This is a genomic window from Colwellia maritima, from assembly GCF_022669015.1.
Lineage (GTDB): Bacteria > Pseudomonadota > Gammaproteobacteria > Enterobacterales > Alteromonadaceae > Colwellia > Colwellia maritima.
The window spans coordinates 1,797,719-1,821,451 of record NZ_JAKKSL010000001.1 but is presented as its reverse complement, the minus strand read 5'-3'; the positions used below and the strand labels follow the sequence as shown (position 1 = coordinate 1,821,451).

The 23,733-nt window shown below is 35.9% G+C and carries 20 protein-coding genes and 4 pseudogenes; 9 read left to right on the top strand and 15 right to left on the bottom strand.

Features of this window, described 5'->3' with window-relative positions; translation table 11 throughout:
- Positions 1-129 precede the first annotated feature (129 nt).
- The 3 genes from L3081_RS28155 to L3081_RS28145 are packed head-to-tail and all read right to left on the bottom strand — an operon-like array spanning position 130 to position 3,147.
- Complete coding sequence (locus L3081_RS28155) at positions 130-624, bottom strand: hypothetical protein (protein ID WP_338027203.1); 495 nt, start codon at positions 622-624, stop codon at positions 130-132.
- Entirely contained in the window at positions 624-1,442 is an 819-nt protein-coding gene (locus L3081_RS28150) for an outer membrane beta-barrel protein (protein WP_338027202.1), read from the bottom strand. Before L3081_RS28150 ends, L3081_RS28155 begins: the two co-directional genes overlap by 1 nt.
- Positions 1,414-3,147, bottom strand: a complete 1,734-nt coding sequence (locus L3081_RS28145; RefSeq protein WP_338027201.1) for a TonB-dependent receptor — start codon at positions 3,145-3,147, stop codon at positions 1,414-1,416. Before L3081_RS28145 ends, L3081_RS28150 begins: the two co-directional genes overlap by 29 nt.
- Before the next feature lie 658 nt (positions 3,148-3,805).
- Here L3081_RS28145 and L3081_RS08930 point away from each other — a divergent pair.
- Together L3081_RS08930 and L3081_RS08925 are read left to right on the top strand one after the other, a co-directional pair.
- Entirely contained in the window at positions 3,806-4,438 is a 633-nt protein-coding gene (locus tag L3081_RS08930) for a primosomal replication protein (protein ID WP_242285008.1), read from the top strand.
- A gap of 102 nt (positions 4,439-4,540) precedes the next feature.
- Complete coding sequence (locus tag L3081_RS08925; protein WP_242285006.1) at positions 4,541-4,813, top strand: late competence development ComFB family protein; 273 nt, start codon at positions 4,541-4,543, stop codon at positions 4,811-4,813.
- A 154-nt stretch (positions 4,814-4,967) separates the two neighbouring features.
- On the opposite strand, the pseudogene rplS reads toward L3081_RS08925, so the two are convergent.
- The 5 genes and pseudogenes from rplS to ffh all read right to left on the bottom strand — a co-directional run bounded on the left by rplS (position 4,968) and on the right by ffh (position 8,585).
- A pseudogene (gene rplS / locus L3081_RS08920) lies at positions 4,968-5,322 on the bottom strand (50S ribosomal protein L19).
- A gap of 26 nt (positions 5,323-5,348) precedes the next feature.
- Positions 5,349-6,122, bottom strand: a complete 774-nt coding sequence (trmD, locus tag L3081_RS08915) for a tRNA (guanosine(37)-N1)-methyltransferase TrmD (protein ID WP_242285704.1) — start codon at positions 6,120-6,122, stop codon at positions 5,349-5,351.
- Positions 6,123-6,176: 54 nt separating this feature from the next.
- A complete protein-coding gene (gene rimM, locus L3081_RS08910) occupies positions 6,177-6,704 on the bottom strand; it encodes a ribosome maturation factor RimM (protein ID WP_242285005.1) in 528 nt (175 codons plus the stop codon).
- A gap of 49 nt (positions 6,705-6,753) precedes the next feature.
- Positions 6,754-7,004 (bottom strand): annotated as a pseudogene (gene rpsP / locus L3081_RS08905) (30S ribosomal protein S16).
- Between the two features lie 198 nt (positions 7,005-7,202).
- Positions 7,203-8,585: a signal recognition particle protein gene (gene ffh, locus L3081_RS08900; RefSeq protein WP_242285003.1), complete on the bottom strand. Its 1,383-nt coding sequence runs from the start codon at positions 8,583-8,585 to the stop codon at positions 7,203-7,205.
- Positions 8,586-8,913: 328 nt separating this feature from the next.
- Here ffh and L3081_RS08895 point away from each other — a divergent pair, with 328 nt between their 5' ends.
- The 5 genes from L3081_RS08895 (at position 8,914) to L3081_RS08875 (ending at position 12,292) form a co-directional block, all read left to right on the top strand.
- Entirely contained in the window at positions 8,914-9,783 is an 870-nt protein-coding gene (locus L3081_RS08895) for a permease (RefSeq protein WP_242285001.1), read from the top strand.
- Positions 9,780-10,049 (top strand): hypothetical protein, encoded by a 270-nt coding sequence (locus L3081_RS08890; protein WP_242285000.1) that lies wholly within the window; start codon positions 9,780-9,782, stop codon positions 10,047-10,049. Before L3081_RS08895 ends, L3081_RS08890 begins: the two co-directional genes overlap by 4 nt.
- A 93-nt stretch (positions 10,050-10,142) precedes the next feature.
- Complete coding sequence (locus L3081_RS08885; RefSeq protein WP_242284999.1) at positions 10,143-10,355, top strand: hypothetical protein; 213 nt, start codon at positions 10,143-10,145, stop codon at positions 10,353-10,355.
- A gap of 5 nt (positions 10,356-10,360) precedes the next feature.
- The gene (locus L3081_RS08880; RefSeq protein ID WP_242284997.1) at positions 10,361-10,948 is read left to right on the top strand and encodes a cytochrome C assembly family protein; all 588 of its coding nucleotides are present in this window, start codon (positions 10,361-10,363) and stop codon (positions 10,946-10,948) included.
- A gap of 39 nt (positions 10,949-10,987) precedes the next feature.
- On the top strand, positions 10,988-12,292 hold the full coding sequence (locus L3081_RS08875; RefSeq protein ID WP_242284995.1) for an HlyC/CorC family transporter: 1,305 nt from the start codon (positions 10,988-10,990) through the stop codon (positions 12,290-12,292).
- Positions 12,293-12,616: 324 nt separating this feature from the next.
- Here the strand turns inward: L3081_RS08875 and L3081_RS08870 are convergent.
- The 6 genes and pseudogenes from L3081_RS08870 to L3081_RS26680 all read right to left on the bottom strand — a co-directional run bounded on the left by L3081_RS08870 (position 12,617) and on the right by L3081_RS26680 (position 18,155).
- A pseudogene (locus tag L3081_RS08870) lies at positions 12,617-13,236 on the bottom strand (transglycosylase SLT domain-containing protein).
- Between the two features lie 382 nt (positions 13,237-13,618).
- Positions 13,619-15,208, bottom strand: a complete 1,590-nt coding sequence (gene gshA / locus L3081_RS08865; RefSeq protein WP_242284987.1) for a glutamate--cysteine ligase — start codon at positions 15,206-15,208, stop codon at positions 13,619-13,621.
- 143 nt (positions 15,209-15,351) lie between these two features.
- Positions 15,352-15,540 carry a hypothetical protein gene (locus L3081_RS08860; RefSeq protein WP_242284986.1) on the bottom strand — a complete coding sequence of 63 codons (189 nt, stop codon included), beginning with the start codon at positions 15,538-15,540 and terminating at the stop codon, positions 15,352-15,354.
- Positions 15,541-15,560: 20 nt separating this feature from the next.
- Positions 15,561-16,652 carry a M16 family metallopeptidase gene (locus tag L3081_RS08855; protein WP_242284985.1) on the bottom strand — a complete coding sequence of 364 codons (1,092 nt, stop codon included), beginning with the start codon at positions 16,650-16,652 and terminating at the stop codon, positions 15,561-15,563.
- Positions 16,604-17,461, bottom strand: a complete 858-nt coding sequence (locus tag L3081_RS26685) for a M16 family metallopeptidase (protein WP_274620386.1) — start codon at positions 17,459-17,461, stop codon at positions 16,604-16,606. The genes L3081_RS08855 and L3081_RS26685 overlap by 49 nt, the downstream gene beginning before the upstream one ends.
- Positions 17,394-18,155 (bottom strand): M16 family metallopeptidase, encoded by a 762-nt coding sequence (locus L3081_RS26680; RefSeq protein WP_274620385.1) that lies wholly within the window; start codon positions 18,153-18,155, stop codon positions 17,394-17,396. The genes L3081_RS26685 and L3081_RS26680 overlap by 68 nt, the downstream gene beginning before the upstream one ends.
- A 216-nt stretch (positions 18,156-18,371) precedes the next feature.
- Between L3081_RS26680 and L3081_RS08845 the strand changes: the two genes are divergently transcribed.
- Entirely contained in the window at positions 18,372-18,995 is a 624-nt protein-coding gene (locus L3081_RS08845) for a TIGR01621 family pseudouridine synthase (protein WP_242284983.1), read from the top strand.
- 30 nt (positions 18,996-19,025) lie between these two features.
- On the opposite strand, the pseudogene L3081_RS08840 reads toward L3081_RS08845, so the two are convergent.
- Positions 19,026-20,370, bottom strand: a pseudogene (locus L3081_RS08840) (sodium-dependent transporter).
- A gap of 345 nt (positions 20,371-20,715) precedes the next feature.
- On the opposite strand from L3081_RS08840, the gene L3081_RS08835 reads away from it, so the two are divergent.
- Positions 20,716-23,730: a ligand-binding sensor domain-containing protein gene (locus L3081_RS08835; protein ID WP_242284975.1), complete on the top strand. Its 3,015-nt coding sequence runs from the start codon at positions 20,716-20,718 to the stop codon at positions 23,728-23,730.
- Positions 23,731-23,733: the final 3 nt, after the last annotated feature.

Below are 23,733 nucleotides of genomic sequence, written 5' to 3'. Positions count from 1 at the left end.
CTGTGGTCACAGTTTTCAACCATGAAAGAGTAACAATAATAATAGGTTTTCATTTATGGGTAAATAACTATTACATAAAAAAAAGCCTCAATTAAGAGGCTTTTGATATTCGTTTAAAGTTAACTAATTTTAGAAGCGAGCTTCAAATCCAATACGTACATAACGTGGAGTTTGGAAGCCATATGCAGCACCATACCATTGGTTTTCAACACCTTCAGATGCTTCATAATGTTCATTCATTGATATAGCTTCTTGTGTATTTAATACGTTAAATACATTGATAGAAGCTTTCATGTCAATATCTGAAATAGTAAAGTTATAAGCTGCAGATAAATCGATGTTAAATGTCCATGGAGTACGACCTGCTGAACCGCGTGAATGACGAGTATAAGTACCTGTTAACTCACCGCTTGAATCTGTATCAGCAAGATAGAATAAATCACCCCAACCACCATTTAAGTTCGGATCATCAGAAGGATAACCCTGACCAAATAAGCTTAAAGGACGCCCGCTAGACAATGTAGCATTCCAACCGACTAGTAAATCTTCCATAGGTTCCCAACTTCCGAAGAATTTGAAAACGTGGCGACGATCGTTTGGTTGATAACCATCAGAACCATCCATTAATGCAGGGAAATCGAAATCTTGTGTAATACCGGATCAGCTTGACCAATATCAGATTTAACAGCCCCTTCAAAGTTACCTATACTACGAGACCAAGTATACGTTAGTGTATAACGGAAGTTGTCTTCGTTATATTTAATCATAGTTTCTAAAGCTGTGTACTCATTCTTAGCTTTAGGTAAGCCCATAGTTTCAGCACTATAAGTTGTTAATGAACCTTCATCTGGAACACCATCATCATCAAAAGCTGAATCGCCCCAATCACTACCGTTCCAGTAGTAACCATCACTGTACCGACTAGAATCAAAACCAGGGTTAACCATTACACAGTATGGGTATGCATAACGTCCACAGTAATCATCTAATGCTGTAGCTACTTCACGGAAAGTACCTTTTAAACCTAGGGTATAGTTTTCGTTAAGTATTTGTTCATAACCAACGATATATTCATCTTTAGAGAATGGGTCAGCTTCTTGAGCTTGGAAAATATCTTTCTCAGGAACAACTGGTGTACCACTTATTTGTTGAGAATCAGCTAATGTTCCACCTTCTAGAGTTTCTGCCAAAGGAGTTAAACCTGTAGGAGCACCTGTAGTACCATCTACTCCAGTAAAAGTATAAGCAGTGGTAATATCACTTACCCCAGAAGCTGCACGGAAAATAGTGTTATTAGCAACAGGCAAGTAGTATCGACCATATGTAGCATAAACTTTTGACTCACCATTACCTACAGGATCCCATGTCAAGCCTAAACGTGGAGCAATATCTGTTTTAAAACTTGTAAGTAACTTACCTGTAGTTCCCACTATCAAATTCATCAACCCGTAAACCTATATCTAATACTAGGTTATCATTAACTTGCCACTTATCTTCAATGTAATAAGCTGTTAATTCAGAATTGAAACTACCACCACCATCAAAAATACGATCTTCAACAATGTCCATTGCGGCACCGGTTGTATTTTCTAGTGCGCCATTGTCTGCTTGAAAATCACCACCGGCGGCTAGTGTTTTATAGTCATAACTATGGCCACCAATTGGACGACTTACTCTTACTGAATCACGCTCTTGATAATCAATACCACCAACGATAGTGTGATCACCAATGGTGTATTCAAGATCTAAACGATATTGAGTATTAGAATCATTATTGGCACCAAAACTACCACCTGCACCACAACCTGTAACAGGATTGTCTGTATTACGAGAATCAGTTACTGTAGGACAAACTAGATTAGCTGATTGTGTTTCATATTCAGTTTCAATTTTACCAATTAAAGCTGTTACAATGAAGTCATCAGTCATGTAACCTGTATAGCTTAAGCTTTGCGCTTCGCCACCACGTTTACGTAAATTTGAGTCGATCTTATCGCGTACAATACCATTTTCAGTTGCGTTAGGATCATAATTATATACGGTTTCTTCTGTATCACTTCGGTTAGAGTAGCCGAATAAGCTTAAACGGTGATCTTCGTTAATATCCCAATCTAACTTACCACCCCAAAATAAATTATCACTCGGTGATGAATCTCGTTCACGGTATTCATTATTAGGTGAGAACTCATCTCCCCCCCATGTATATGAAGATTCAACATCTCTTGGGTTAAGTAAACCGTAGAAAAATAAAGTATCCTCGATAATTGCGCCGCCCGCTGAGATAGTGAAATCAACTTTATTATCTGAGTCACGACGTTCATCTCTGAAAACTTTACCTGAACCACCTTTACCGCGAGAGAAATTTCCTTCTTCTTGCAAACCTTCAGGTTGGTATTGAAGTATAGCCGCAAATTCCCAATCGTTTGTACCACTCTTAGTAATAGAGTTCATAGTACCACCAGTAGCTCGGCCATATTTAGCTGAGTAACCACCTGTTTTAATTTGGAATTCTTTATAGAATTCAAAAGGTACTTCACCACAACCTAAACCTTGTCGTGTATTTGTTACTTCAAGACCATTAATGTAACAAGCATTTTCAGCAACAGAAGAGCCACCGAAAGAGGCTGTGTTACCAAAAGCAGAATCACCTTTAACAGTACCTGGAGCAAGCATTGCCACAGAGGTTATGTTTTGTGCAATAGGCATACGAGCAATATCAACATCACCAATAATAAGACCTGAATCTGACGAACCTAAATCAATAGTTGATACTGATGAACCTACAACTTGAATAACTTCAACATCATCAGAAGGAGCTACAACTTCAAAGTTTGTGATTGCATTTCTACCAAGTGAAACTTGTACTGATTCTTTAGCAAGTACAGTATTACCTTTTGTTACAGTTACTTCATATTGACCTGACGGAAGCTTTGCTAAACGATAAGAACCATCTGCATCAAGCTCCACTGTACGGGTTGTTCCCGTTGCCTTGTTAACAGCCTTAACTGTTAAACCATTTGTATTACCATCAGTTACGGCAATAGTACCTTTAATATCTTCAGCTGACGCTGAGGTCATTCCTAGAACAGTTGATACAGCAATCGCTGCTACTGATCTTTTAAAGGTTTTTGAAAAGTTGTTATACATGTTTACTCCCTGGATCACATTCGTGATTGGTTGTTATTTGTTTGTTTTTAGCCGCTTCGAGACTATATTGCCTCGTAAACTTTTTTGAACGGGTCATATGACCTGATCTGTCCCTTACGATATTAAACGGGATCAACGCACAGCGTCAACACCATTCATAACCAATAGACAAAATTTTTAACATTTATACATATTAAATAACATTCAAACATGGCATAAAAAAGGCAACAAAAACACAAAACAACATTTAAAACAAGTAGTTAACAAGTTAAAAGCATGATTTTTAATTAAATAGAAAACTTTCTCAAAAAAGATCAAAATTTATATTTTTTCACAAAAAAAAAGTACTACAGAAACACTTTAACGTTAAATAACAGTTAGTTAAGATAATTTTATTTATTTTTTGTTTTTATGTTACTTGTAAGTGCACTATAAAAATAAATAAATAACACAATATATTCAAACACTTAACAAAACACACCGTCGAAATGTAAATATAATGTGACAAAAATGAGTTTTTTAACAATTAGCAATTTATGCTTTTTGGCCATATACCAATATATATAATCGTAAAAACTAAATGTGTGAGTATAAAAGTAACGAAAATGTTATAGTTATCATTCAACTTTACCTATTAACTAAAGCACCAGGTTAAATAATGAACTCTATTGAGCGTTTATCTTTACTACTAAAAACACTTGATGCTAAAGCTAAAGAAATAGACAAACAAAACATGCAGCATAAAGCGCATCGTTTAATTGAGAATAACAATTTATTTTCCTCAACCCTTTTTGCTAGCCAAAGTGACCAATTCGGTCCATATATAAAGGAAGTTTCTCGACGAATTGCTGAATTTTCTCGTTTAGCAAAAGCGAATAAGATTGATCTTTCTAAAATTCTTTTACAACAAATTGAGCAACAACTATCGGCTATTTCAAATGCTTTATTGTCAAATTCAGTGATGCATCAAGCAGCCAAACTAAGCTTTGATGCCAATAATAAAGTACGCATAAAAAAAGCCAAAATAAAACAAACAAATAAGTACAGTGATATGACTAAAAGTATCATGCTTAGCAGTCACCAATTATATACAAAATTAGCTGAACATCATGAATTTGAACGTCGTCTAATGGATATGGTGGCTGAACGCGAAATCACTCGATTACAATGTAAACAACATGAGTCTGAAAAAGTATCCTCTGAGGTACTCGCTTTACATCAACGTTTAGGTCGTTGTCGTAAAGCTATTTCTGCAATTGAACGAGACATTGAACTGGCGGAAAAACGTTAATTTTACGCCAATTGCAACATTGGCTGAGGAAGAATTAAATTAGCATTTTTGCAAATCACAGGTTAACCTTAATTCAAGAAAATAAATTTTAGGAAATATACAATGAAAATATCTGATGATATTCATAATTATTATGAAAAACTTGTAATGCAATACTTTACTTTATCTAAGTTTAATGAAAAATATGATGAAGATTTTATCGCAGATCTGATCTGTATTGTACTTAATCAGTTACCCACTCGTTATATCCGTCATGAGGTGGATATGGCATTTTATTTACCGACTTCTGAACGTTTTGAGATGGAAACAAAAGTGAAAAGTGCTGTTGATAAAGCCATTGAATTTTTGAAAATACATCGAGCAGAAAATAACTAACTTTTACAACAATACCGTTTTCATGAGGCTGTAAATTATGTTTCTGTGAGAGGTAAATATTTTATAACAAAAAAGGGTGAATAACTTAATATTCACCCTTTTTTTATCATCTTTATTTATCAAAAAAGTAGCAAGTAGTTTTCTTTTTAGAAAATTACTTTTTAGCCAATTTTTCTTTAATACGCGCAGATTTACCTGAACGTTCACGAAGATAGTAAAGTTTCGCTTGACGAACATCACCGCGACGTTTAACAGCAATTGAGTCAACAATTGGGCTATGTGTCTGGAATACACGTTCTACACCAACACCGTTCGAAATTTTACGAACAGTGAACGCTGAATGTAAGCCACGGTTTTTAACAGAGATAACGACACCTTCAAATGCTTGAAGACGTGATTTATCACCTTCAGTAACTTTTACTTGAACTACTACAGTATCGCCTGGCGCGTATGTTTGGTAGGTCTTTTTTTAATTGCTCTTGTTCGAGCATTTCAATAATTTTACTCATAATACCTTCTTCCTAGTATTCACAGTCTAAGTGGATTTTGTTTGCTTTTTAATTAAAGCTAACGTTTTTTCCTGCTCATCTGTCAGAGCTAGGTTAATTAATAATTCTGGTCTTCTGGTCCATGTTCTCAATAGAGACTGCTTTTGGCGCCATATGCGTATATGTTCGTGATTACCACTTAACAAAATTTTCGGTACTGACATTTCATCCCCTGTTGAGGTAGTCAATACTTCTGGCCTTGTGTAATGTGGACAATCTAATAAGCCATGTAAGCCTTCAGAGAAAGAATCTTGAATTGCTGATTCTTTATGTCCTAATACACCCGGCACTAATCGTGCTACTGCATCTATTACATTCATCGGTAGTTCCCCACCACTTAAAATGTAATCACCAACCGACCATTCTTCGTCAATATCTGACGCGATTAGTCGCTCGTCAATGCCTTCATAACGACCTGCTATAAATATCAGGCAGTCATCTTGCGCTAATTCACAAACGCCTGCTTGGTCCAATTTCCGTCCCTGCGGCGACAAATAAATGACCTTCGCTTTTCTACCATTTTCTTCTGCAGCATTTCGCGCAGCAGTAATGGCATCCCTTAGTGGTTGCACCATCATCAACATACCTGGACCACCGCCATAAGGACGATCGTCAACAGTGCGATGTCGATCATGAGTAAAGTCTCTTGGGTTCCATTTATGAAACTCAATTAACCCACCACGGATCGCTCGGCCTGTCACCCCATACTCGGTAATAGCGTTAAACATTTCGGGAAAAAGGCTTATCACCCCTATCCACATTTTGCTCTTTTCTTTCTTTGCAGTATTAGTACAAGAATCAACACTAATCACAAGTTAGAAACCTGGGTCCCAGTCAACACAAATTTGTTTATTTTCAATGCTAACCGACTCAACAACGTCTTCAAAAAGATATGGGATTAGCCGCTCTTTTTTACCAAAACCGTCATTTAGGTTCGCCTTTACAACCAGTACATCGTTAGCGCCAGTTTCCATCATATCGGAAACCACCCCAAGGTCGTAACCTTTAGTGGTAACAACATTCATGCCGATCAAATCACGCCAGTAAAATTCACCTTGCGGTAAATCTGGCAATGAACTTTCACTGGTTAATATTTCAGAGCCAACCAATGCTTGCGCTTGATCTCTATCATCAATATTTCCCACTTTCACAATCAACCCTTTGTTGTGCTTACGCCAATCAGTAATTTCAACTGTTTGTGTTTTATTTCCTAATTTTAATGACCAAGGAAAATAGTCAAGTATGGCATCAATTTCATCAGTGAATGAATGAATTTTCAACCAACCTTTGATACCGTAAACAGCGCCTACTTTACCTAAGATAATTTGATTTTCGTTATTCATAACAACTCACTACAAAATTAAACCCTACTACTTTGTACTTACTAAGCAATTAAGCCGCAACTTGTGCGTCTTTTACTAACTTAGCCACACGATCAGACACACCAAGACACCTTGACCAACCCAATGGTTGATACGATCTAGGTCTAAGCGTAATTTCTCAGCTTGACCTTGTGCTGTTGGGTTGAAGAAACCAACTTTCTCGATGAAACGACCATCGCGAGAGTTACGGCTATCTGCAACAACAACCTGATAGAATGGACGCTTTTTAGCGCCACCACGAGCTAAACGAATGGTAACCATATCGCCCTCTTTAATTTTAGTGTTAAAACGGATTTTTCCAGACACTTCCTGTCAATAGGCGACAGAAAAGCTCGCGTATTCTACGCTTTTGAAGATAAAAAGCAAGGATTGTTTTTAGCAAACAGTACCATTATAAAAACAAAAACCTAAACAAATCATGTTTAGGTTTAAAAGTACAATGGCTTAAAATAACTGAGATTAACGGCCAAACATTCCCCCACCGCCCATTCCTCCGGGTGGCATCATGCCTTGCATTCCTCGCATCATTTTTTTCATACCACCTTTACCTGACATTTTTTTCATCATTTTTTGCATTTGAGAAAACTGTTTAAGCAACTTATTTACATCTTGAATTTGAGTACCTGAACCCGCCGCAATACGACGTTTACGTGAGCCTTTTATTATATCAGGATGTTCACGCTCACCAGGTGTCATAGAATTAATAATGGCTTCCATTCTAATGGTTAACTTATCATCCATCTGATCTTTAATTTTATCAGACATATTACCCATGCCTGGTAGTTTATCCATCAAGCCCATCATTCCACCCATGCTTTTCATTTGCACAAGCTGATCACGAAAATCTTCTAAACTAAAACCTTTACCACTTTTTACTTTTTTAGCTAGTTGTTCCGCTTTTTTTCTATCTACTTTTTGTTCAACTTCTTCTATCAGCGATAACACATCACCCATACCTAAGATACGTGAGGCTATTCTGTCAGGATGAAACGGCTCTAATGCTTCTATTTTCTCGCCAACACCCATGAATTTTATCGGTTTACCGGTAATGTGACGAATTGATAATGCTGCACCACCACGAGCATCACCATCAGTTTTCGTTAAAATCACACCGGTTAAAGGCAAAGCATCATTAAAGGCTTTCGCTGTATTTGCAGCATCTTGACCTGTCATAGCATCAACAGTAAAGAGGGTTTCAATTGGATTAATTGCGGCGTGTAATGCTTTAATTTCATCCATCATGCTTTCGTCTACATGTAAACGACCGGCAGTATCGACAATAACAACATCAAAAAAGTTTTTCTTTGCATGATCAATGGCGGCATTTGCAATATCAATAGGTTTTTGTTTTATATCACTCGGAAAAAAACCAACATTAATTTCAGCGGCTAAGGTTTCTAATTGTTTTATAGCTGCAGGACGATAAACGTCCGCACTAACAACAAGCACCTTTTTCTTTTCACGCTCAGTTAAAAACTTCGCTAGCTTTGCAACTGACGTTGTTTTACCTGCACCTTGTAAACCTGCCATCAAGACGATTGCCGGAGGTGTGGCTTTTAAATCAAGGGTTTCATTGACTCCCCCCATCGCAAGCTCAAGTTCCTTTTGAACAATTTTCACGAACACTTGCCCTGGCGTTAAGCTTTTAGAAACATCTACGCCTATAGCTTGTTCTTTTACTTTACTTACAAATTCTCTAATGACGGGTAAGGCAACATCCGCTTCAAGTAGTGCCATACGCACTTCACGTAAAGTTTCCTTGATATTGTCTTCGGTTAAGCGACCACGGCCACTAATATTTTTAAGGGTTTTACCTAATCGTTCGGAAAGATTTTCAAACATGAATAACTCTGATAGCGCTTTAAATAGCGAAAGTGGTGAAAATTAATAAGACTATTATACCTGTGATAAAGTCATTGTCGAGATCAGCGTTATGTGATCCGTAAATGTTGACTACTTAAATCACTTTTAAGTATTTACAGCCAACATTTACGCTTGAAAACTTCTTCCTAGATAAAATCATGTTATAATCAAACTTGTTGATTTATTCTAACTTTTCTTCTTATGGCTGCAATTATGGAATATATTTTTTTATTGATTGATAACTTCATCGACCTTAGCGCAGAGGCGAGTCCTTGGTTGTTATTAGGCTTACTCATTCTTTGGGTTGATGAAAGCTTGGATACCAACTAATACCTTAAGCAAACATTTAGGTAAAGGAAAGTCCGCCATTATAAAAGCAGCACTAATTGGTGCACCACTGCCTTTATGTTCTTGTGGTGTAATTCCTGTTGCAACAGAATTAAGACGAAGTGGTGCATCAGCGCCGGCAACTGCATCTTTTTTAGTTGCCACACCTGAAACAGGTATTGATTCTGTGTCAGTATCTTACGCACTACTTGGCCCTGTGTTTGCTATTTACCGCCCTTTTGCTGCCATAATGTCAGCAATAATCACGGGGTTACTTGTTGCTACCATTAAAGAGACGTCTATAAAAAGCCCCGTAACAGCGACTAAAGAAGGTACAACTAACTGTTGTTCAAGCAAAACAACAGTAGAGCCTTTACCTAAAGTAGAAAACAAAAATACGTGTTGCAATTCACAACCAATAAAAAAAGTTGATACACCCGTACAAAGCAGTTGCTGCTCAAGCTCCTCCATTGAAAATTCGCCCCCCGAACTTGCAACCCAAAGCAGCTGTTGTTCTAGTAGTGCAACATCATCCATTGCTGATGTATCATTAATAGAAAAGTCTTTCATATCAGATTTTATTGAAAAAACCAAAGCAGGTGTGTATTACGCTTCTACACAATTAATTGATGACATTATTATTTGGTTAGCTATTGGCCTTATTTTTGCTGCGATTGTACGAACATTTTTACCTGCAGAGTTTTTATTAAGTTATGGAAGTGGCTTAGCTGCGATGTTGATGATGATTGTTATATCCATTCCTATGTATATTTGCGCAACCGCTTCAACACCAATTGCTGCCGGTTTTATTATGGTGGACTATCTCCGGGTACTGCACTTGTGTTTATGATGGCAGGACCTGCAAGTAATATTTCTACCTTAGGCGTTATTAAAAATGAAATGGGTAGTGCTGTTTTGGTACGATATTTATTAGGTGTGTCTTTAAGTGCAATAGGTTTTGCTACTTTACTTGATTTTGGTTTAGCTTTTTTTGCTATCGATATCACGGAACAAATGTCGCATTCCCATGAAATGTTGCCACAATGGTTTGGTTTAGCCTGCGCCGGCTTAATTACATTTTTGGCAATTAAACCGTTAAGAAAGTTAGTGCTTTAATCTATATCAAGCAAAGTAATATTTGACATGTTAGTTAATATTTTATCTGATAGAATCAATGATATTGAGTTTACCATTTAGGAGTTTAGGTTAGTGGAGTTTTTAGTTATTGGTTCAAGCATGGCGTTTATTGCTTACATGCTCGCCACTATAGTAATTGTATCTCGCTTATTTCACCCTAACGGCCCTAACCTTGATCGCGTGTTAATAATAGCAACAACCGCTATTGCTATTCACTTATTCAACGATGCACAATTATTCTTCAACCCTATGGTAAGGGGATTAATTTCAGCCTTCCGAACGTAATATCGTTGGTCAGCCTAATTATTACTATCGCTATATCAATTGTCGCTTTGCGTGTAAAGGTTAATTTATTATTACCTGTAATCTACGGTTTTGCGGGTATTTGGCAATTAGCACGAATTTTCATTCCTGCAACAGAATCTATTCCTTTAGTTGCTGAAAAAATTATACTTATTAGCCATATCAGCATAGCGCTAATTGCTTACTGCATTCTCATCATTGCAACGTTATATGCTTTTCAAGTGACGTACATAAATTTAAAATTAAAGAGCAAAAATTTAACTGCCGTGGTACATTTACCACCATTAATGCAGGTAGAAAAACAGTTATTTCTTATATTAACAATAGGTACATTAGCTTTATTTGTTAGTGAATTAATCGGTTTAGCATTTTTAGATGGTTATTTTGCTAAAGCTAACATACATAAAACTGTATTATCACTCATCGCAATGCTCATTTATATTGTGATATTACTTGGTCATTATTTACAAGGATGGCGAGGTCATCGAGTATTAGTGTTAACAATGACAGCTAGTACGCTATTAACCCTATCCTATTTTGGTAGTCGATTCGTTAAAGAGTTTCTGCTATCTTAAGTTTTTTATTATTTTTTAATTATATAAGGTACTTCCTTTTTGGATAACATATCAATTCAGATGCTTTTTATTATTCTTGGCATACTGATACTCATCTCAGCTTACTTCTCAGGCTCAGAAACGGGCATGATGTCACTAAATCGCTACAAATTAAGGCATCTTGAAAAAGAAAAACATAAAGGTGCTAAGCGGGTCAGCAAGCTTTTAAAACGCCCAGACAGACTAATCGGCCTTATTTTAATTGGTAATAATTTAGTTAATATTGCTGCATCTGCCATCGCTACAATCATTGCATTAAGATTATCACGTGAGTTGGGGATATCTGATGATTTAGCCGTACTAACTGCAACCATAATACTGACTTTAGTCGTGTTGATTTTTGCTGAAGTTACCCCAAAAACACTTGCCGCTTTGTATCCTGAAAAAATAGCTTTCCCTAGTTCTATTTTCTTAATGATGTTATTAAAAGTATTGTTACCGTTTGTGATGGCAGTGAACTGGATAACAAATGGCATTCTAATGTTACTAGGCATTAGTTCAGAACAACGAGAACAACACAGTTTAAGTAGCGAAGAATTGCGCTCTGTTGTCAATGAGTCAAGCGCTTTATTACATGCACAAGATCATAGTATGTTAATGAGCATACTGGATTTAGAAAAAGTCACTGTAGATGACATTATGATCCCGCGGAGTGAATTGATTGGTATTGATGTTAATGACGATTGGAAAAAGATTCAAAAGCAACTTACACAAGCTAATCATACTCGTGTACTACTATATAGAGATAATATTGACGACGTTGTAGGTTATATTCATGCCCGTGATGCGTTGAAATTATTATCGAAAAACCAATTTACTAAAGCCACATTGTTACGTGCGGTTCGTGAACTTTATTATATTCCGGAAGGTACCCCGCTCAATATTCAATTACTCAAATTTCAACACGCTAAAGAGCGATTAGGTTTAGTCGTTGATGAATACGGTGATATTCAAGGTTTAGTTACCTTAGAAGATATTCTTGAAGAAATTGTAGGTGACTTTACTACGACACAAACGCCAACACCAAGTGATGCCGTAACTTTACAGCCTGATGGTAGTTATCTAGTGGACGGCAGTGCTAGCATCCGTGACGTAAATAAAGAAATGTCATGGAAATTACCAACTGATGGCCCTAAAACACTGAACGGTTTAATAATAGAACACCTAGAGGATATTCCACAAAATAATCTTAGTGTGCGTATAGCAGGTTACCCAGTAGAAATTGTAGAAGCGTCTGAAAATAGAATTGAAACAGTACGTGTTATGCCGGAATTCTTTGTTAGCGAAGATGAAGAAGAAAAGTAAACATTCTGATTCATTGTAAAAAGAAAGTTAATCACAATGTTATCCACAAGCGAGAAGGAAGAAATAGCTTTCCACAATTTCTGTGGATAACAATGTCTAAGCCCAATTAGAACAGCTTTTAACTATTACAACCGTTTTTTAATAAAATCTTTATCTTTTTTTTTGCAAATACTACGATAAATTTTCAAGTGCCTTCCTCCTTTAATTAGTCCTTTTAAATTCGTAAAAAACAATATAATGAAACCTCGGTTCTTAACCATAAAGCTATATAAACTCCCCCATCAACAGAAAAGCCATTGTAATTATCCTAGTAACAAACTTTACCTAACTAAAGAAAAGACGCCATAACCAACCATGATTTAAACTTTCTTCACAACTTCTTAATTGTGAGGAATAACGACGAGCGCGATTATCTACCTTTCTAGCAACACTCACTAACCATGCTTTATGCTTATAGGTTTTACGCTTAAATCCCCCCGACCTTCATGATAATTTAGATACTGATTGTAAGCATCCCACTTTGAAATACCATTTACCTTTTGAGTTTTAAAAACAAACCATCCCATAAAATCAATAGCATCATCAAAATCATCGCGATCAGCACCGCTATTCCCGGTTTCTTTAATATAGTCTTCCCATGTCAAAGTTTTGGCCTGCGAATAACCATAAGCGCTACTTACCCTACCCCAAGGAATAAAGCCAAACAAATAGTCACGAGGAGGAAGCGCATCCTGTTTAAATGAGCTTTCTTGATACATCATACTCATAGGCACATGAACTGGTACTCCCCAACGATTCTGAGCATCTTTGGCAGCAAAATACCGGCTTCTATGCTCGCGAAAAATTTCACATATATTTTCAGGGTTAGTTGGCGGTGGAGTTGCACAGCTTGATAACAGGAAAATACTGCTCAATACTGCACAAGATATTTTGCTAATTGACATAAACATACTTGAGCGTATACATGGTGAAAGTAGCGTTAATAGTGCCATAATTTTAATGACTTAACATTATCAACAATATTTTTTTACTTATTTTTACTTTTTTTAAAAATGAATTGAACTAAATACTAAAAACACACTCTTACTTAATAGTTATGTTTTTCCCTTAGTGTTTCATGTTTTATGCATCTATTTTTATAGATGCATTTTTTTATGTTTTCTGAGTAAACAATATTGAATTAAAGAACAATAAGATCTGGTGTGAATTATTTTTAATAATAAGTTGAACTAAATGCTAAAAACACACTCTTACTTAATAGTTATGTTTTTCCCTTAGTGTTTCATGTTTTATGCATCTATTTTTATAGATGCATTTTTTTGCTTATTATTTAAAATAATTTATCAAAAAATCATCAAAGTTTAATGTATCGTTTTCTTCAATACTTCGTTGAGTTTGTTGCGATTTTTCAGCTGCATTAACAAAATATTCCTGTGTATAATATTGATAATCGCGCGCGAGCGTTTCATCACGATACTTAGATGCTAGCCCTAGCGAATATTGAGAAAGGCTCTGTTCTTGATCTAGCAAAATAGATAATATTTCAGCAGAAGGAGTTAAGCGAGGGTTATTAATTTTCGCACGTTCTCTTTTGATGGAATCTGTATATTTTTTGGTTTGATAGGCCTTGTCTAATAGTAAAGCGACCTTTGCCATATCATCAAATAATTCATTGCCCCACGTCATCACTGATTTGAAATTGACTTCACCTTGACAATCAGCATCTGCGAGTAATAAGTCTGGATCTCTTCCTCGTAAGACGACTTCATTCATATTTTTTTCAAATGATTTTTGAGAGTCACAATCAAACTTTTTATTTTCCACAAAAGCACAATAAGTAATAAAAATATCTAAAAAATGAATTTGCTCTAAGCTAATACCTGTATCAACAAACGGGTTTACATCAAGTGCTCTTACTTCAATGTATTCTACGCCCCTATCTCTTAACGCTTGTGAAGGTTTTTCACCTGACTTCATTACTTGTTTAGGGCGAATAGGTGCATATAGTTCATTTTCAATTTGTAAAACATTAGCATTTAGCTGTCTATACTCACCATTAACTTTTACCCCAATTTTATCAAATTTATCAGATTTCAAGCGAATAGCATGTTGTACGCCATCTACATAATCATGCAAATTGTTATAGCAAATCTTCAAACTTGACTGCTCACTACTGGTATAACCTAAATCACTCATGCGTAAAGAGGTTGCATATTGTAAATACAATGCTCCACTAGGCGATTTTTTAAAAGGTAACTGAGGTGTTTTACCTTGCAAAAAAGAACTGCATAATGCCGGTGAAGCACCATACAAATAAGGGATAAGCCAACAATAACGTTTATAATTTCTTAAAATAGAAAAGTATTGCTCCGAGATAAAATCATTGAATGGCTGCCTAACCTTTTGAGGTTGTAAACTTTGGATAACTTGCCAAAACTCTTGAGAGAAAGAAAAGTTAAAATGAATCCCCGCAATAACTTGCATCATCGAACCATAACGGTTTTTTAGGCCTTGTCGATAAACGGTTTTCATTTTGCCAATATTAGAATCACCATATTGTGCCAACGGTACTTTATTAGCATCATCAACAAAACAAGGCATACTCATTGGCCACAATAACTCACCATTTATCTTAGAGAAAGTAAATTTTTGAATGTCTTGTAGTTGTGCAATAGCCTCCTCAGGAGAGTGACTAACAGGCGTAATAAATTCTAATAATGTTTCAGAGTAATCCGTGGTAATTTCACCATGTGTTAGTGCTGAACCTAGCTCTCTGTAATGACCATGTTCAGAGAGTTTACCTTCAGGTAATACCCTTAACCCTTCACGTTCAATTCCACGGCCAATACCGGCAAGTGTTTTAAAGTTTTCATTTTGATTGAAAGCGTCAATAAAATGATTTAATGATAATGTCAAAATAATTCCTAACGGTGGGGAATAATCGCCCTATTTATTCGCTATAAATAAGGCCTTTTTATTCATTTTCAAGTGAATATTAATTTGCAGAGGATAATAATACTAAGCAGATATAGGCAACTATATTGAATAGTTGACCATTTTTACTTAGCTAACTGCAATTCTATAATGTCTAAATTCATTTTTTCTAATTGAGATCTTACTACTTGACCGTCTCCTACTACAATCCATTGCATAGGTTGGCTTAATTCTTTCATCGCGATGTCACTTAATTCTTTCTGAGTAATGGTAGTGATAATACTATTTTGCTGTTCGGCATAGTCTTCGGGCAAATTAAACTGCAACAACTGTCTTAAAAAACCGCTTTTTTTGCGGGTGTTTCATAACTTAACGCTTCATTTTGCGAAATAGCTTGACGCATAAAGTCAACTTCTTCTTGAGTTATACCATTAGTTTGATAGTTTTTCAGTTCTTTTTCTATCTCAATCATCGCATCAAAGGTATGCTCTTTTTTAACACTAGCCCCTGCAATAAAACGCCCTAATGTTTTCCCCGCCGAGAAGTAACTTGACGCTCCATAAGTATAACCTTTATCTTCGCGTAAATTTAAATTTATACGGCTATTGAACGCACTACCTAAAGGGTAATTCATGAGTGTTGCTTTAAAATATTCACCTGTTGCATCATACGCCATTGAACGACGGCTATAGCTAATGACTGACTGGCTAGCATTAGGTAAGTCAACAAAATAGAGTTTATCCGAAGATACTTTTGGAAAATCTTGATAAGTAGGAAGAGAATACGCTTCTCCTTGCCATGATTTTAAATAGCTAAGCTTAGGCAATAATTCATTTTTGCTAATATCACCAACAATAACTAAGCTAGCATGTTGTGGTGAAAAATAGGTTTTGTAAAATTGCTTAACATCTTCTAACGTAATTTTGGAAACCGTTTTTATAGTCCCTTCATCCGCTAAACCAATACGGCTATTTTCCCCGTAAGCAACTTGTTTTTGAGCTCTTTTAGCCAGTGTTCTAGCATCTTTATTACCTTGTTTTAACCCTTGAATCAATTGGTTTTTTACACGATTAAAATCACCTTTTTCAAAGGCAGGATTTAACATCATGTCTAGCATTAACATCAATGTAGCATCAAGATTTTTGACTAAAGAGTTAACACGTATTGTGGTATTTCTTCCGCCGGCATTTATTGAAATGTCACTCCCCAATTTGGCTAGTTCATTGGATAATTCTTCTTTAATATAGTTTGTGGTTCCTTCATTCATCAAACTGGCCGTAAGTGAAGCTACCCCTGCTTTATCGATAGGATCAAGTAAAGGTCCCCCTTCAATACTTAACAGTAAGCTGACTGTGGGTGTTTCACTATTTTTAGTGCCTATAATTTGTAAACCATTTTGAAAGCTGCCACGCCATAAAGTTGGCACTTCCACCTGTGGGTTTGCCCGGTAGGCGTAGAAGATCGATCGAAAGTGCTTACATTTTTCATTATAGGAGTATGAAGTTGTGCAAGCTGAGGAGGAGTATTTACATCAGGTAATGTAAAATTATCTACTTTGGCAATATATTGTTTTTGCCCGTTAGGATAAATTGACAAAATTGCTGCGCCTTTGCCCTTAATATACTTTTGATACACTCGCATTACATCAGCCTTAGTCACTTTCTTATAACGTCCAACTTGCTGCGAAGTGTAATCTGCATTTCCTAAAACGGTTTCATAGTGTGCTAGTGTTGACACTTTACCTGATACACTTTGTAAACCGTAAATAGTATCCGTTTCAATACTCACTTTTGTTTTAAGTAAATCATCATCATTAACGCCTCGTGCTTCAAATTCAAGCAAGGTGTCATTGATTACCTGCTCAATTTTAGCTAACGCCATACCTTGTTGTGGATTTGGTAAAGCAAAGAAACTCATTTGACACGCTAACTCCTTACAAGGATGGCTTGCCCCCGCTTGTACAGCAACACCTGACTTAACCAAATTTTTATAAAGCAATGACGTAGGACCATTACCTATGACATTTGAAAATACATCTAACGCGGCTTCATCCTCATGCATACCGTAAACAGTAGGATAGCTAATATAAAGTAGTGGTAAAGAAACATTATCACTAAACGAATAATAACGATTCTCAGTTAAACTTGTTAACGATTTAGGGATAGGGCTAACTGCTTGGGCCTGATTGTAAACCACCAAAATATTTATTAACCCAGGATAATGTTTGCACTTCATCGATATCACCACCAATTGTCAATACGGCATTATTAGGACCATACCAACGACTAAAAAACTCTTTTAAATCAGTAACAGTACCTCTATCTAAATCTGACATATAACCTATAACTGGCCATGAATAAGGATGCTCTCGTGGGTAAATCATTTGATTGATTGTTTCATTCAATCTGCCATAAGGACGGTTATCCACATTTTGTCCTCGTTCATTTTTTACCGTTGCCCGCTGAATTTCAAATTTTTCCTCTGTGATAGTTTCTAATAAAAAGCCCATTCTGTCAGATTCAAGCCACAGCATTTTTTCTAATTGGTTTTTGGGTACGGTTTCATAGTAATTTGTTCGATCGGTATTAGTAGTGCCATTTAAATTACCACCACTTTGGGTCACGATTTTAAAATGCTGCTCATCTGCAACATTTTTAGAACCTTGAAACATCATGTGTTCAAAAAAATGGGCAAAGCCTGACTTCCCTAACTGCTCTCTTGCTGAGCCAACATGGTAAGTAACATCAACATGAACTAAAGGGTCTGAGTTATCTTGATGTAAAATAACAGTCAGCCCATTAGCTAACTTATATTTTTTAAATGGGATACTTATACGCTCAGCACTTGCTTCAACATTTTCAATTAAGCTAATCCCTGCGGGCAACGTTTCATTTTCATGTGTTCTCGATGTGTTTTTGGGGCGGTACAAGCAAACAATAACGTGCTTACTAAAAGAATGCTCCCTAGCTTTGAGGGATAATTAAAGGCGTTTTTCAAAATAACATCCGGTTTGGCGAGTAAAAATAGGTTGATTGAATTATGATAGCAAATAATCGTAACAAGTAGACTTATTAAATGTTTAAAATTATTACACAAACAGATGATTTTGTTGTCCTCTCTAAAAATACTGATGTGAATTTTCACGATGAAGGAGAATTGGGTCTTTGGATTATTCTCACAAGTAAAAAGCTATTTGCTAAAGAACACTTCTATTACAGCGCTTTATCCAGTTCATCGATTAGATAAAATAACTTCTGGGTTACTCATTTTTGCGACAAATAATGACAGTGCTAAATTATTTGGTGATTTATTTAACGCGCATACCATTGAAAAATATTACCTAGCTATTAGCGACAAAAAGCCAACCAAAAAACAAGGGTTAATCAAAGGTGATATGGCAAAAAGCCGGCGAGGTATGTACAAACTTATGCGCACTATGAATAACCCGGCCATTACACAGTTTTTCTCTTATAGTCTGGGTAACAAACAACGGCTATATTTGTTGAAACCCCATTCAGGTAAAACTCATCAGCTTCGAGTTGGACTTAGTAGTATTGGGGCCCCAATATTGGGCGATCCTTTATACTCTTCTCATTCATTAGCTGATAGAGGATATTTACATGCTTATGCTTTACGATTTACATTTTTAGGAGAAGAATTTAAATTTATTTCCCCTCCTTACGAAGGGGAGTTGTTTCTATCTAACCATTTCAAGCAAAAATTAAGTGAAATAAGCCAACCTTGGTTATTAGATTGGCCTAAAGTTTAAAATTAAGGTCTACTTACTTTAATTGATGAATCACAACGTATGCCAAAACACGATTCCGATAGCACTTGGACAAACAAATTTAATATACCAAGGCCAAATTTTCCAAAAAAACTATGCTCAACATCTTCATGGCCTTGCTTTAGCTCCGTTAATATTTCATTTCTGTGCCATATCCGATAACGAAAACACAACAGAGCATTGCAATAATGGGTTGTCCATATTGGGTCGCTAAAATTGCAACAAAATCTAACATGAAACTGATGTTAACAATAATAATTACACTTAACAAAAATATACCAATACCAATAAATGTGGTCGCTTTTTCTCGCTCAATTTTGTGACGTTCAACAACAAAAGATACAGGACCTTCAAGCATGGAAATACTCGACGTTAGGGCAGCAATAGTCATTAATACAAAGAAACCAAAGCCAACAAATAAACCAACCGTGCCCATACCTGAAAACAGGGAAGGTAAAACAGTAAAAACCAAATTAGAGCCTGAAATTAAACTTCCATCTTCTGCAAAAATGGGAACACCTTGAGCTTGCGCAACATACATTGCAGGAATGATTAATAACCCGACAAGAAAGGCAATAGAAACGTCGATCAAGGTAACTTGTGCCCCTAATGTTACTAAGTTTTCTTTCTTCGCTATGTATGAACCATAAATAACCATAACACTGGTACCAAGCGATAAAGAAAAGAATGCTTGGCCAAGTGCACTAATTAGTAAACCCGGTTCTAATACCCGAGAAATATCAGGATTTAAATAGGCAACAAAACCTTCTTTAGAGCCATCAAGCGTGAAAACATAAACAATTAATAGAATTAATAAGCCTATTAACATAGGCATTAAACGTTTAGACCACTTTTCAATTCCTTGCTCAACACCACGCCTTATAATGGTTATAGTTAAGAGCATAAATAAAATAGTAAACATTAAATTTCGTATTAACGATTGATTTATTAACCAATCAGCTACTTGTGCTAAACCAACAAGACGCGCTATTGGCTCAAGCGCATATGACATCATCCATCCTGCGATGATGCCATAAAAACTCAAAATTAACGCAGCACAAATAATTCCACCAAAACCAACAATAAATGCAAAACGCTTTTGCCCCGTATTTCGTGACATTTTTTGCATTGATGTAACGGCATTTGCTTGACCATATCGACCAATTAATAGCTCAGCCATAAATGCAGGGTAAGCTAAAAAAAAGGCTAGAATCAAATACACTAATACAAATGCAGCTCCACCATTACTTGCAGTTTGTGTTGGAAATCCCCAAATATTCCCCAACCCTACTGCCGAACCGGCAGCAGCCATAATAAAACCAATACGCGAACTAAAACCACCTCTTGCTTTATCCATTAGTAAATCTCATTTATTTTTATGATTGTCATTTATTGTTCTCATTCTTGTTATATATATTATTAACCAAAGATAAATTGTTTTGCGCGCTTTACTATTTTCGCCTAACACCTACATAGTTTCATAATCTACTTAAAACTTAACAAAAAAAACAGTTTTAAAACGAATATTTTTTTTATCCGCGTAACGTAAATGTTCCAGTTTCATTATTGGTTTACACCTAAACAGTTAAAATACTCACCTCAACTAATATTTTCTGACCTAAATGGATAAAAAAATCCCACTAAATTCTCATAACATTGCTAAAATATAAAATAGAGAAGTTACTGTTAGGAATCATTAATCTTGAAATATTCATCAATTCCATCTTGGTTATCATTGTTTTGTGTTTTTCTCTATTGCTTTTCAGCCAACGCTTTCAACATATCACCGCAGGATCAATCACTCCCCATTTCTGACTACTTTACTCAAACATGGACTACTCATGATGGGCTGCCTCATAATGGAATTAATACCATATCGCAAACCACTGATGGCTACCTTTGGATTGGCACATGGGAAGGATTAGCTCGCTTTAATGGCAGAGATTTTAAAATTTTCACCCGTGGTTCGAAAATAGGACTGCCCGACTCAGCTATTAAGAGTTTAACATCCACAACATCAGGAGATGTTTTAGTTGCCGGCGCGCGCGGAGGCTTGTCAGAACGTAAAGATAATCAATGGTATCCCAAGCCCCCTGCTTCTACTATGATTAATCACGCTATTTACGATCGCGATAATAACTTATGGTTAGCATTAGAGGGCAAAGGCTTAGTTTATCGAAATAAAGAAAATCAACAAGATACTACTATTATTAATAATCTTAGAGCCTATCAAATAGTACAAGATAACGAAAACACCATATGGGTTGCGACAAATAAAGGTTTATATTCAGTCAAGAATAAAACACTCGTTCGTCATATAGATGAATCTTTTGGTCTACCTAACCTACCAGTTCAAACGCTCTTATTAACTCAAAAAAAACAACTTATTGTTGGCACGCAACAAGGCGCATATAAATTAAATGATGATATATTCCAACCTTTACACTCACAACTTGCGAATGAAAGGATCACGAGCTTATTGCAAGATAATGTTCAAAACCTTTGGATAGGAACCGATAGCCATGGAATTTTCAGACTAAATATTGCTCAAAATCATTTAGAACAATTAGATGATACGAATGGACTGCCCAATAACAAGATATCTTCTCTATATCAAGATTTTGAACAAAGTATTTGGGTGGGTACCAACAGTGGTTTATTTCGTCTAAGAGAAGCCCCGTTTATTACATTAACCACAAAACAAGGATTAGCCGATGATTATATTCGTAGTGTTTTGTCACACTCAGACGGCAGCATGTGGATTGGTAGTAGTAAAGGTTTGAACCGGATTAAAAAGGGGAAAATCACTACAATTAGCCCTACTCATGAAACGGATCAACTTTCAGTTTTGAGCTTGGCTGAAACACCAGAAAAGCAAGTTTTAGTAGGTACTTACAATCAAGGTTTATATCTTGTTATTAATAATAAACTACACAAGATCATGTCGACAGACAACGGTTTACCCAAGAATGAGATTAGAACTATCTTAGTCGATAAAAATAAAAATCTATGGTTAGGCACAGCTACGGGTTTAGTTAAAGTATCTCCTGATAAAACAATGGAGTTATTTAATAAACAAAGTGGTTTACCTGCTAGCTTTATAATGGCACTGATTGAAGACGAATCAGGAAGAATATGGATTGGTACCGGTGATGGGATCGCCTCTTATGATAATGGCACAATTCAAACTTATCGCCTTAATGAAAAATTTGATGCCGAGTATGCCTTTGGTTTTTATATTGAGCGAAATTCACTCTGGATGGCCACAGATAGAGGTTTAATTGCAATTAATTTGACCACAAATGAAATGAGTGCAATAACCAAAGAAAATGGTCTACCTGTCGACAAAATATTTCAAATAATTATCGACAATGATAATACCTTCTGGCTAACGAGTAATCGTGGCATCATCAGTATCAGTAGAGAGCAAGTCAATAAGGTAATTCAAGGTAAGAATAATCAAATTGACTATAGATTATTTGCTGAAGGTGTTGGCTTATTAAGTTCTCAAGCAAATGGTGGTTCTACACCTGCGGCCACACTTCACGATGACGGTAGCGTATGGATTGCTACAGCAAAAGGTGTTAGTCATGTCAATCATGAAAGATTACAACGAACGGCTGAAACAATTATTCCAGTAACAATTGAACAACTCAATGTTGATGGTATATCCTACCCTATCTCGTCTTCTATAAAGTTACCAGAAGGTGCGTCTCGCATTACAATTCATTATGCCGGTTTAGGGTATTTAATGGCTAAACATATTGAATACCAAACCCAGTTAATTGGTTTTGATCAACAATGGCGAAATAAAAACAATCAAACGTTTACTGAATTCACCAACCTATCGCCAGGTCAATATACTTTTAATATGCGAGCCAAGTACCCTAATGGTCAATGGCAAAATAATGTTGCCTCTATTACCTTTACCATCACACCATATTACTGGCAAACAACCTCATTCAAATTATTTATATTTTTTAGTTTCTGCTTTATTTTATATGCTTTATACCACTATCGAATGTTAAGTATCGAACAAAGTCAAATAAAATTGAAAGAACTTGTTGCTCAACAAACCATTGAATTACAAAAACAAGCTGAGTTATTTTCTTATCAAGCAAACCATGATCAACTTACTGGTTTATTCAACCGCCGCGCTTTTGACACCTGGTGCAATAATGATTTTGCAAAAGCTAAAGTAGATGAACAACCCCTTACAATCATTATTCTCGACATAGATCACTTTAAGAAAGTTAATGATGAATATTCACACTTGGTTGGTGACCAGGTCATTAAAACTATTGCTAATATTTTACTTAAACTAATTAAAGACAATACACCTCAAACAAAATTAGCTCGATGGGGAGGAGAAGAGTTCACTATTTTAATGAATACTGATGAAAATAAAGCTTATGATTTTTGTGAACTCATTAGAATAACAGTTAAAAACTATGACTTTTCATCGATAGTTAACAATCTCAATATGACTATAAGCATAGGTTTAACCGATAATAGTGATGTAACAGAATACGACAAGATGATCAGCCGTGCTGATCAAGCGCTATATTTCGCTAAAAATCATGGACGAAACCAAGTCAGAATCTACCAACATGATGACAATTTACAAAATAAAAAAGTTGATGAACGAATTAGCCAAGTAACTCGAGCTAAATCTAGACTGAATGATGAGTCAAATGAAACGACGAGTATTAAATAGCAT

Coding starts and splice junctions, on each gene's coding strand:
- L3081_RS28155 (WP_338027203.1), bottom strand. CDS start 624: ATGGATGGTTCTGATGGTTATCAACCAAACGATCGTCGCCACGTTTTC.
- L3081_RS28150 (WP_338027202.1), bottom strand. CDS start 1,442: ATGAATTTGATAGTGGGAACTACAGGTAAGTTACTTACAAGTTTTAAA.
- L3081_RS28145 (WP_338027201.1), bottom strand. CDS start 3,147: ATGTATAACAACTTTTCAAAAACCTTTAAAAGATCAGTAGCAGCGATT.
- L3081_RS08930 (WP_242285008.1), top strand. CDS start 3,806: ATGAACTCTATTGAGCGTTTATCTTTACTACTAAAAACACTTGATGCT.
- L3081_RS08925 (WP_242285006.1), top strand. CDS start 4,541: ATGAAAATATCTGATGATATTCATAATTATTATGAAAAACTTGTAATG.
- trmD (WP_242285704.1), bottom strand. CDS start 6,122: ATGTGGATAGGGGTGATAAGCCTTTTTCCCGAAATGTTTAACGCTATT.
- rimM (WP_242285005.1), bottom strand. CDS start 6,704: ATGAATAACGAAAATCAAATTATCTTAGGTAAAGTAGGCGCTGTTTAC.
- ffh (WP_242285003.1), bottom strand. CDS start 8,585: ATGTTTGAAAATCTTTCCGAACGATTAGGTAAAACCCTTAAAAATATT.
- L3081_RS08895 (WP_242285001.1), top strand. CDS start 8,914: ATGAAAGCTTGGATACCAACTAATACCTTAAGCAAACATTTAGGTAAA.
- L3081_RS08890 (WP_242285000.1), top strand. CDS start 9,780: ATGATGGCAGGACCTGCAAGTAATATTTCTACCTTAGGCGTTATTAAA.
- L3081_RS26685 (WP_274620386.1), bottom strand. CDS start 17,461: ATGAAGTGCAAACATTATCCTGGGTTAATAAATATTTTGGTGGTTTAC.
- L3081_RS08845 (WP_242284983.1), top strand. CDS start 18,372: ATGAAGGAGAATTGGGTCTTTGGATTATTCTCACAAGTAAAAAGCTAT.